The 11,214-nt window shown below is 28.4% G+C and carries 9 protein-coding genes; 7 read left to right on the top strand and 2 right to left on the bottom strand.

What is annotated here, in order from left to right; translation table 11 throughout:
* Positions 1–121 precede the first annotated feature (121 nt).
* From miaB to C3E90_RS03550, 6 genes are all read left to right on the top strand, one after another.
* Positions 122–1,444 (top strand): tRNA (N6-isopentenyl adenosine(37)-C2)-methylthiotransferase MiaB, encoded by a 1,323-nt coding sequence (miaB, locus tag C3E90_RS03575; protein ID WP_236914245.1) that lies wholly within the window; start codon positions 122–124, stop codon positions 1,442–1,444.
* A gap of 16 nt (positions 1,445–1,460) precedes the next feature.
* Complete coding sequence (gene mutS / locus C3E90_RS03570; RefSeq protein ID WP_236914243.1) at positions 1,461–4,076, top strand: DNA mismatch repair protein MutS; 2,616 nt, start codon at positions 1,461–1,463, stop codon at positions 4,074–4,076.
* 1 nt (position 4,077) lies between these two features.
* Positions 4,078–5,889, top strand: coding sequence for a DNA mismatch repair endonuclease MutL (gene mutL / locus C3E90_RS03565; RefSeq protein ID WP_236914241.1), 1,812 nt, complete (start codon positions 4,078–4,080; stop codon positions 5,887–5,889).
* Positions 5,890–5,902: 13 nt separating this feature from the next.
* Positions 5,903–6,856, top strand: a complete 954-nt coding sequence (gene miaA / locus C3E90_RS03560) for a tRNA (adenosine(37)-N6)-dimethylallyltransferase MiaA (protein ID WP_236914239.1) — start codon at positions 5,903–5,905, stop codon at positions 6,854–6,856.
* A gap of 13 nt (positions 6,857–6,869) precedes the next feature.
* Positions 6,870–7,109, top strand: a complete 240-nt coding sequence (hfq, locus tag C3E90_RS03555) for an RNA chaperone Hfq (RefSeq protein WP_236914238.1) — start codon at positions 6,870–6,872, stop codon at positions 7,107–7,109.
* Positions 7,110–7,177: 68 nt separating this feature from the next.
* Positions 7,178–8,479 carry a methionine gamma-lyase family protein gene (locus tag C3E90_RS03550; protein ID WP_236914236.1) on the top strand — a complete coding sequence of 434 codons (1,302 nt, stop codon included), beginning with the start codon at positions 7,178–7,180 and terminating at the stop codon, positions 8,477–8,479.
* A gap of 47 nt (positions 8,480–8,526) precedes the next feature.
* Here the strand turns inward: C3E90_RS03550 and lexA are convergent, their stop codons facing one another.
* Positions 8,527–9,144 (bottom strand): transcriptional repressor LexA, encoded by a 618-nt coding sequence (gene lexA, locus C3E90_RS03545; RefSeq protein WP_236914234.1) that lies wholly within the window; start codon positions 9,142–9,144, stop codon positions 8,527–8,529.
* A gap of 219 nt (positions 9,145–9,363) precedes the next feature.
* On the opposite strand from lexA, the gene C3E90_RS03540 reads away from it, so the two are divergent.
* Positions 9,364–9,678, top strand: a complete 315-nt coding sequence (locus C3E90_RS03540) for a LysM peptidoglycan-binding domain-containing protein (protein ID WP_236914232.1) — start codon at positions 9,364–9,366, stop codon at positions 9,676–9,678.
* Between the two features lie 54 nt (positions 9,679–9,732).
* Here C3E90_RS03540 and C3E90_RS03535 read toward each other — a convergent pair whose 3' ends face one another.
* Positions 9,733–10,710 (bottom strand): tyrosine recombinase XerC, encoded by a 978-nt coding sequence (locus C3E90_RS03535; protein ID WP_236914230.1) that lies wholly within the window; start codon positions 10,708–10,710, stop codon positions 9,733–9,735.
* Positions 10,711–11,214: the final 504 nt, after the last annotated feature.

The raw sequence follows: 11,214 nt of genomic DNA, 5'->3' as shown, positions 1-11,214 counted from the left end.
AAAATGGGGGGTCATTGTTTTTGTTTTATAAAAAACTATGTAACCCTTGATAATATAAGGTTTTAATAAAAAATAGGAGTGTCAAATTTGACACTACGATTAGTTTTTAGGAGGAAAATATATGAAAAATAAAAAGTACACAATTGAAACCCATGGTTGTCAAATGAATGAGCACGATTCTGAAAAAATATCTTGGATATTAGAATCCATGGGATATGAATGGACAGATAATAAAGAAGAAAGTGATTTCATAATATATAATACTTGTTTGGTTAGAGAAAATGCTGAATTGAAAGTATACGGTCAATTAGGTGCATTAAAGGATTTAAAAAGAAGAAAACCAGATATTATACTGGCTGTCTGTGGTTGTATGATGCAACGTGAAGAAGCTAGGAATGTTATACTTTCTAAATATAGACATGTAGATATAATATTTGGAACAGGGAATATTCATAAATTACCACAGCTTATTAATAGATATTATCAAACTAATAAAACCGTTGTAGATATAGTGGAGGATAATAGAGAAATAGTAGAAGATATAGAAGCAAACAGGAAATATTCATTTAAAGCTTTTGTAAATATTATGTATGGTTGCAATAATTTCTGTACTTATTGCATTGTACCCTATACAAGAGGTAGAGAAAAAAGCAGAGAACCAGAAAACATTATTAAGGAAGTAGACAATTTAGCAAAAGAAGGGTATAAGGAAATAACTCTATTAGGACAAAATGTCAACTCCTATGGTAAAACCTTAAGTTATAACTACTCATTTGCAGATTTATTAAAAAATATAAATAAAATTAAAGGAATTGAACGTATTAGATTTATGACATCTCATCCAAAAGATTTATCAGAGGAACTAATTGAAGCCATGGCAGAATCAGATAAAGTGTGTGAACATTTACATTTACCTGTTCAATCTGGTAGTAATAAAATTTTAAAAGCCATGAATAGAAAATATACCAAGGAAGATTATTTAATACTGATAGAAAAAATTAAGAAAGCTATACCTAATATTGCTATATCTACAGATATTATCGTAGGTTTCCCAGGAGAAACTGAAGAAGATTTTAACGAGACTTTAGATTTAGTTAAAAGAGTTAGATATGACTCAGCCTTTACATTTTTATATTCAATTAGGGAAGGTACCCTTGCAGCAAAGATGGAAAATCAAATTCCTGATAAAGTAAAACATGATAGATTCCAAAGGTTGTTAGATACCCTATATCCAATATTCTATGAAAATAATCTTAAATATAAAGATAAAGTAGTTGAAGTATTAATTGAAGAGGTAAGCAAAAACAATGAGAATGTATTAACTGGTAGATCTAGAGATGGTAAACTTATTCATTTTGAAGGTAATAAAGAGTTAATTGGAAGTCTAGTTAACGTAAGGATTGAAAAAATAAAATCTTTCACTTTAGAAGGTTATATTATTTAATTCGGAGGTTTTGAATTTGGATAACTTAACACCAATGATGAAGCAATATAAAGCAATTAAGGAAAAATATAAAGATACTATTCTCTTTTTTAGATTGGGAGATTTTTATGAAATGTTTTTTGATGATGCTATTATTGCATCAAAGGAGCTTGAAATTGCATTAACTCATAGGGAAGCAGGAGGGAATGTAAAAGCACCAATGTGTGGAGTACCTCATCATGTGTCTGATGTATATGTTTCAAAATTAGTAAAAAATGGTTATAAGGTAGCTATATGTGAACAATTAGAAGATCCTACACTAGCAAAGGGATTGGTAGATAGAGATGTAGTTAGAGTTATAACTCCAGGAACTATAACTGACACCAACGTGTTAGACGAAAAATCTAATAATTATCTTGTTTCTATTTATCTAGATGAAACTGGTGTAGGTTTGTCCTACGTAGATAGCTCTACAGGAGAAATGTATACTACAGAATCTTTACGCGAAGAGAATGAATCATATAGCTTTATTTTGGATGAACTAGGAAAAATTTTTCCTTCAGAATTAGTATGTAATGAAAAATTTTTAGAAAATAAAAAGATAATCAAAACCATTAAAAATAGAATAAATCCTTATATTAATATTTATAACACTGAACAGATAAATAAAAGCAATTGGAATAATCTAATAATGAATCATTTTAATATTGATAATTTAGAAGAGATAGGTTTAGAAGGAAAAATGTATTCTATCCTATCTACAGGAAAACTACTGGATTATCTATATGAAACCCAAAAAGATTCCCTTAATCATATTAATAATATTGAATTTTATACTATAGATGAATTTATGATACTAGATATAAATACTAGAATAAATTTAGAAATACATGAAACCATTATGACAAGGCAGAAAAAGGGAGCTTTGTTGTGGCTATTAGACAAAACTTCGACAGCTATGGGTGGTAGATTATTAAAAAATTGGCTAGAACAACCTTTGTTAAACATCAATGAAATTGAAAAACGTCAAAATATGGTTCAATTATTTGTGGATGATATCATATTAATGGATCAAATAAAAGATTGTTTAAAAGAAATTTATGATTTAGAAAGGCTGATTGGTAAGATATCCTATGGTAACTGTAATGCTAGAGATTTATTCTCGTTGAAAATTTCAATTGGTATGATACCAGAGCTAAAAAAGCTATTACTCCAATCCAATAAAAAAGAGTTTATCAAATTAGGAATGGAAATTGATTCGCTAAATGAGGCTTATGAACTATTAGATAAATCCATTGTAGATAATCCCCCTATTTCAGTAAAAGAAGGAGGATTAATAAAATTAGGTTATGATAAAAATTTAGACGATTTAAAAAAAGTGAGTACTATAGGAAAAGAATGGCTAGCTAATTTAGAAACGGAAGAAAAAAGCAAGACAGGTATTAAAAATTTGAAAATTGGCTTTAATAAAAAGTCAGGATATTATTTTGAAGTTACAAAATCTAATTTTAATTTAGTACCGGACTATTTCGTTAGAAGACAGACTCTAACCAATTCTGAAAGATATTATACTGACAGGTTAAAAGAGATAGAATCAAAAATACTAGGAGCAGAAGATAGGATTGTAGATATTGAATATAATTTATTTCAAGATATAAGGAATAAAGTTAATAAACAAACCCATAGAATTCAGAGAGTTAGCAAACAAATTTCTGAAATTGACGTAATTAATTCTTTTAGTCAAGTTGCTTATAGTAATAATTATGTTAAGCCTAAACTAAATAATAGAGGGATTCTTAACATAATAGAGGGAAGGCATCCTGTTGTTGAAGCAACAATGATTGATGGTGTATTCGTTCCTAATAATACTTTTATGGACAATAAAAGCAATAGAGTTCAAATTATTACAGGTCCAAACATGGCAGGCAAATCTACCTATATGAGACAAGTAGCTATTATCACTTTAATGGCACAAATTGGTTCTTTTGTTCCTGCTAAGGAAGCAGATATATGTATTGTAGATAGAATCTTTACTAGAATTGGTGCTTCTGATAACCTATCCCAAGGTGAAAGTACTTTCATGGTAGAAATGAATGAAGTAGCTAATATTATTGAAAATGCAACAAAGAATAGTTTAATAATATTAGATGAAGTGGGTAGAGGTACTAGTACTTATGATGGTCTTAGCATAGCCTGGTCGGTTATTGAACATATTGCTAAAAACATAAAAGCCAAAACTCTTTTTGCAACCCATTATCATGAGTTAATTGAACTAGAAGAAAGTCTAGAGGGAGTAAAAAATCTAACGATATTGGTAGAAGAAAAAGGGGATGAAGTAATATTTTTAAGGAAAATAGTAGAAGGAAGCACTAACAAAAGTTATGGTATCCAAGTTGCAAAGTTAGCTGGTATTGACAATAAAATAATAGATAGAGCTAACGAAATATTATTTCAAATTGAAGAGAATCATAAATCTTCAAGTACTTATAGTACTTCAGATTATAGTCAACAACTCAATTTCTTAGATTATAAAAAAGACTATTTAATTGAAAAAATAAACAACTTTGATATTTCTAAATTAACACCTATAGAAGCTATTAATATACTTTATGAATTAACAGAAGAAGCTAAGAAGCTTAAGGAGAGAGCATAAAATGACTAAAATTAAAATCTTAGATGAAGCAACTATCCAGAAGATTGCAGCTGGTGAAATTATTGAAAGACCTTCATCTATTATTAAAGAACTTGTTGAAAATTCTCTAGATGCAAATTCATCAAGTATAACTGTAGAAATAACTAATGGTGGAAAAAAATATATTAGAGTAACGGATAATGGAGATGGCTTTACTGAAAATGATTTAAAAATTGCCTTCAAACGCCATTCTACAAGCAAATTGGATAATTTTGAGGATTTATATAGAATCATGTCTTTTGGGTTTAGAGGAGAAGCATTAGCAAGTATTTCTTCAGTGTCAAAAGTGGAAGTCCTTACAAAGACGGACAATAATTTATCTGGTCTTCAAGCTTTTGTTGAAGATGGAAATGTTATTAAGCTACGGCCAGTTGGTTGTCCTAAAGGAACTACAATGATAGTTAGAGATTTGTTTTATAATCTTCCTGTAAGAGAAAACTTTTTGAAAAGTGATACAGTAGAAGGAAATCATGTAAGTGATAATATATACAAACTAGCATTAGGAAATCATGGAGTTTCTTTTAAATATATTAGAGATAATAAAGTCATATTTAAAACCTCAAAGAATAATGATTTAAAATCCAATATATATACATTATTAGGTAAAGATTTTTCTGATAATCTTATAAGTATAGATTATAAATCTTCAGATTTTAATATTCATGGATATATATCAAATAATACCTTTTATAGAGGAAATAGAAGTCATCAATATTTATATATTAATAATAGATATATCAATAATAATTTTATATCAAATCTGATTGAAAATAAATATAAATCTATTATACCTATTAATAGATTTCCAGTGTTTGTAGTATTTATTGATATAAATCCTTTATTAATAGATGTAAACATTCATCCAACTAAACAAGAAGTTAAATTTATCAATCAAAAAGAAATTTATAATACCCTTGATAGTACAATAGATAATGTACTGAATAAAGTATTATCCATTCCCAAAATTTCTTTAAAAAAGGATGAAGGAAGTCAAGAAGAAGATAATCTTCCACTTTTGTATGAAGAAACTTTATTTGAAAAGGATTTTTCAGAAACTAGCAAGGATGAAAATAATATAAAAGTATATTCAAATTCCTCTAAAGAAGAATTTGAAGTAAATATTAAAGACTATAACTTAGAGTATTTAGATGAGTTTACTAACAAGGATTATTCAAAAGAATTAGCCTATACATTAAATAATTCTAAAATCATAGGAGTTTTATTTTCAACCTTTATTTTATTGGAAAATATTGAAATGGACAAAATCTTTATAATAGATCAACATGCAGCTCATGAAAGAGTAATTTATGAAAAATATAAAGAGGAATACAAATCTGAAAAAGTAGTAATTCAAAACCTATTAACTCCTGAAATCGTTGAACTTAGCAATTCTGAAGTTGAATCTGTTATAGAAAATATTGATCTGATAAATGGTTTAGGATTTATTGTAGAGCAGTTTGGCAGTAACAGTATAATAATAAGAGGAGTACCACTGTTGTTCGGTAGACCACAAGTTAAAAGTTTGTTCATGGATTTAATTGATATAATTAATCTTAATATTAATAGTAGCTATGAAATAAAATTAGATAAAATTATTAAAATGGCCTGTACTAAAGCTATAAAAAGTGGCGATAATATGGATAATATAGAAATCCATAGCCTTATTAAACAATTAAGTGAAACAAAAATTCCATATACCTGTCCACATGGAAGACCAACAATTATTGAAATATCAAGAAAGGATATCGAAAAAGAATTTAAGAGAATAATGTAAAAGGATGATAATATTGGAATCTAAAAAAAATTTGTTAGTTCTTGTTGGACCAACAGCTATAGGTAAAACCGCCATATCTATAGACTTAGCAAAAAAAATTGATGGAGAAATTATTTCTGCAGATTCTATGCAAATATATAAGTATATGGATATAGGCACCGCTAAAATAACGGAGGAAGAAATGAATAATGTTCCACATTATCTATTAGACGTAGTTTATCCAGATGAAGAATTTACAGTTGCAAATTATAAATATTATGCTGAAAAATATATTGATAAAATCAATCAAGCAGATAAAATACCCCTTGTTGTTGGAGGAACTGGTCTATACCTTAATTCTCTAGTATATGAGTTAAAATTTGCTAGAGTAAAACCAAATGAAAAATTTAGGCAAAAATTTAATGAAATAGCTGATATATATGGAAATCAATATATATTTGATGAATTGACCAAAATAGATAATATATCTGCTAAAAGGATAAATCCTAATGATAGAAAAAGAATTATTAGGGCTTTAGAAATTTATTATGAAACTGGAAAACCTATGTCATATTATAATAAAGACTTTAGGAAGGAAGTGGATAAATATAATTTAGCTATGATAGGCCTTACTGTAGATAGGGCTACTTTATATTCACGTATTAATACAAGAGTAGATATGATGATTATGGAGGGTTTAGTAGAAGAAGTAAAGAAACTGCTAGCCATGGGATATCATAAAGAATTGGTCTCAATGCAAGCAATTGGTTATAAAGAGATTATATCTTATTTAGGAGGAAATATAAGTTTAGACGAAGCTATTGAAATTCTTAAAAGAAATACAAGACGATTTGCTAAAAGACAATTAACATGGTTTAAAAGAGATAATAGAATATATTGGATCAATGTTGGCCAATATAAATCAATTGATGAGATTAGTAATTATATCATTAGTTATCTAAAAAATAATATCAACCTAAATATTTAAGGGAGGGGAATACGTGAAAACTACAACCAATTTACAAGACATTTTTCTTAATAGGGCAAGAAAAGATAATACCACAATCACTGTTTACTTAATTAATGGATATCAAATAAAGGGTATGGTAAAAGGATTTGATAATTACACTATTGTTTTAGATAGTGATGGGAAACAACAACTTATTTATAAACATGCAATATCGACAATTATACCAATTAAACCTGTTAATTTGGTAGGTAAAAATACAGATGGAGAATGATTTATTAACAAATGTCTCTGAGTTTATCAGAGGCTTTTGTATTTAATTTATAGAAAGGCTGATTTAAAATGGACAAGGATACCGTAAATATATTATGTAAACAATTTGATTTAAATAGTCAAGTGGTGGAATTTGTTAATTTAAAAGAAAATTTGATTTTAGACAAATTTAATTCTATAGATAGGATTAAAGAATATAACCAGTATAAGGTCCTAAATAGTATGCAAAAGGCAAGACTTAGCTCCACGGATTTTAACTGGACTACAGGATATGGATATGGGGACGTAGGTAGGGATAAAGCAGAGAAAATTTATTCTTTAGTTTTCAATACAGAAGATGCATTAGTAAGACCTACTATTGTATCTGGAACTCATGCTATTACTCTAACTTTAGCTGGTTTACTAAAACCAGATGATGAATTCATTTCTATAACAGGCACTCCATACGATACATTGCTCAAGGTAATTGGGGTAAAAGGAAATCAAGAGGGTACTTTGCTGGATTATGGTATTAAATATAAAGAAATACCTTTAATAAATGGGAAAATTGATATAGACAAAACAGTCAATAATATAAGTGATAAAACCAAGCTATTGTTAATACAAAGGTCTACTGGATATAGCAATAGAAAGGCTATTACCATTGATGAAATGGAAAAAGTTATTAAAGTGGTTAAGAACTTTAATAAGGACATTATAATTATGGTAGACAATTGTTATGGAGAATTTCTGGAAAAAAGAGAACCAACGGATATTGGTGCAGATATAATGGCAGGTTCATTGATTAAAAACCCTGGTGGGGGAATAGCACTAACAGGAGGATACATTGTTGGCAGATCTAAATTAGTTGAACAGGTAGCAAATAGAAGTACAGCCCCAGGATTGGGCAAGGATTGTGGGTTAACCTTTGGAACAACCAGATCTACATTACAGGGACTATTCTTAGCTCCTCATGTGGTCTCTGAAGCTTTAAAAGGAGCATTGTTAATAGGAATAGTGTATAAAGAATTAGGCTTTGAAATAGTGCCTGAAATTGAGGATATAAGAAGCGATATTATTCAGGCTGTTAAGCTAAATTCTGCAGATAGAGTTATTGAATTTTGTAAAGGAATTCAAAAAGCAGCAGTGGTTGATTCTTATGTAACTCCATTGCCTTGGGATATGCCAGGATATGAAGATAAGGTGATAATGGCCGCAGGTGGTTTTATAGATGGTTCTTCAATAGAATTAAGCGCAGATGGTCCCATGAGAGAACCTTATTTCGCCTATTATCAAGGTGGGTTAACCTATGAACATTGCAAACTTGGGGTAATGAGTTCTTTAAATAACTTATATAATAATAATTTAATCAATAAAAATAAGCTAACTTAAAGGTTAGCTTATTTTTATCAAGTTTATAAAGATTATTACAATAAATATTAAATGTTTCTATAAAGACCTATAACTTTCCCTAAAATTGCTACTTCTTTTGCTAATATTGGAGACATGGCTTCATTCTCTGGTTGTAAGCGAATATAATCTTTTTCTTTAAAAAATCTTTTTACTGTAGCTTCATCTTCCAATAAAGCTACTACAATATCTCCGTTTATGGCATGATTTTGTTGTTTAACCAATACATAATCACCACTTAGTATTCCAGCTTCTATCATACTATCTCCTTGAATCTCTAACATAAAAAGCGGACCTCTTTCAGCCATTTCAATTGGTACAGGAAAAGTATCTTCAATATGTTCTACTGCTAAAATTGGTTGACCAGCTGTAACTTTACCTATTATAGGTATATCTACAGTTTTTTTAGCTGCGAATAGAGCATCTTCATCCCTATCAAGGATTTCAATAGCTCTTGGTTTCGTTGGGTCTTTCCTTATATAACCCTTAGTTTCTAGTTTCTCTAAATGTCTATGAACAGTAGAAGTAGATTTCAGATTAACGCCTTTGCAAATTTCCCTAACAGATGGGGGATACCCCTTTTTTTGAATTTGACTCTTAATGAAATGTAAAATCTCTAATTGAGTCTGATTCAAATCTTCGTACATATCAAACACCTCACATATAAATTGTAAGTATAAATAAAATAGAATTCAATTATATAATGGAATAGCTTACTAAATCTTGATTTAACTAATTATATCATAAAAGTAAATAATGTTCAAACATTAGTTCTTTTTTTTCAAAAAACTATTGACAAAGAACAAGTGTTTTAATAGAATGTAGTTAAAGAACAAATGTTTTGAACTAATGTGCGAGGTGATTTTATGAGAAAAAGAAGATACAGGATAGTTGATAGAAAAAAATTTATGTCTTTTATATTTATAACATCCATTACCATAATAGCTATAATTCTAATGTTTACCAATAATCAAAAAGTCTATAGTTCTACATATAAAGACCTATATAAAGAAGTAATTGTTAAAAAAGGGGATACGCTATGGAATATTGCCATTGATAATATGCCCTCCAACTATGATGTAAGAAAGATGGTATTTGAAATAAAGGAATTTAACCAGATGATAGATGCTAATATATATCCTGGAGATTTAATAAAAGTGCCTATCAAACACAACCCCTAAACATATAGAAAAAGAGAGCAGGTTAGTGTAATATTGCTAACTTGCTCTCTTTTTTTATTCGTCAATAGTATTGGGTTTTATATTAGCTAACGGATTACTTTTAACCGCTTCTCTTAATCTTTGGTCATCTATATGAGTATATATTTGGGTGGTAGAAACATTTTCATGACCTAATAATTCCTGTAAAGCTCTAATATCTACATTGCCATACTTATACATCAATGTGGCAGCAGTATGTCTAAGCTTATGGGTAGAATAAACAGAAGTATCGAATCCAGCTTTTTCTAGATATCTATCAATCATATGTTGAATAGCTCTATTACTCATTCTTCTCTTTCTCATGCTTAAAAAAAGAGCCTCAGTATCTATTGGGTCTTTAGGTCGTACTGATATATAATCCTTTATAGCATAAATACAAGATTCATTCAAATAAATAGTTCTTTCCTTATTGCCTTTTCCAATTACGGTTAAAGTATCATCTTTAATCTTAGATAAATTTATACTAGATAACTCAGATAACCTTAAACCGCAATTTAAGAATAATATTACGATAGCATAATCCCTTTTCCTAAAAAAATCGCTTTTATTTTCCAATATGGTTTTTAATAGCTTTTCAGATTCTTCAAGTGTTAAATATATAGGTTGTCTAATATCGGTTTTAGGGAATTCAAGTCCATGAGCTGGATTTTTTGTTATTAAGTTTATTTTGGTATAGAGATAATCAAAAAATGATTTTAAACTTGCAACTTTTCTGGACTTGGCGAAATTTTCATTATCTCTGTTTTTGTCTACATAAGATATAAAAGCATGTAGGTCCTGTAAATTAATCTTTTTAATAAGTTCAATATCAACATCATCAATATCAATCATTTCAAAGGAGATGCTTTCATCAACAAGCTTGTATCGTAATTTAATAAATCTAAAAAAAGTACGTAAATCATAATAATATTCTTTTGTAGTATTAGGAGAAGTGCCCTTAATGGTTTCCATGTAATTTAGATAATCTTCAAGTATCATTGGTATTCCGTTCATTTTACCCCTCTTTTCTATATTTATGGTATTAATAGTCACAAAATAACTATTTTGTGACTATTAATATATTTCGACATAAGTATAAAAAATCCTTCTTTTTTACAATGCTTTTTTATATTATTTGATTGTACTTTTTTAAATCTATTTTTAATATATAGAATTAAAGTAATCAGACCGACGAAATAAAATTACATCCGCATCTTTTATGACCAATATTAAAATCTATATAAAAATAAATTATTTTGATTATAGCTCTCAAAAACGACCTTTCTATTTGCCTTGTAATGGGTTTTTGTGTGCCATCCCATGTTATGTTATGCATTGATACGTTTGCTGTGTTGTAGAGCTTAATAGGTGCCTCATTATGGTTTCTACCAGTATTGAGCTCCTGAAAGAACTTATGGATAAGATATTAATTAGATTTTGAATATATTTATAGGAAATCTAATTTATTTTTTAAAAAATAAATATATTTTCTAATAATCTATAGGATGATTAACATAA

The organism is Clostridium sp. Cult2 (assembly GCF_021655075.1).
GTDB lineage: Bacteria > Bacillota > Clostridia > Tissierellales > Tepidimicrobiaceae > Schnuerera.
Note: the sequence above shows the minus strand (reverse complement) of the source record. Positions and strands in the feature narration are given on the sequence as shown.

Coding starts and splice junctions, on each gene's coding strand:
- mutL (WP_236914241.1), top strand. CDS start 4,078: ATGACTAAAATTAAAATCTTAGATGAAGCAACTATCCAGAAGATTGCA.
- C3E90_RS03535 (WP_236914230.1), bottom strand. CDS start 10,710: ATGAACGGAATACCAATGATACTTGAAGATTATCTAAATTACATGGAA.
- lexA (WP_236914234.1), bottom strand. CDS start 9,144: ATGTACGAAGATTTGAATCAGACTCAATTAGAGATTTTACATTTCATT.
- C3E90_RS03550 (WP_236914236.1), top strand. CDS start 7,178: ATGGACAAGGATACCGTAAATATATTATGTAAACAATTTGATTTAAAT.
- miaB (WP_236914245.1), top strand. CDS start 122: ATGAAAAATAAAAAGTACACAATTGAAACCCATGGTTGTCAAATGAAT.
- C3E90_RS03540 (WP_236914232.1), top strand. CDS start 9,364: ATGAGAAAAAGAAGATACAGGATAGTTGATAGAAAAAAATTTATGTCT.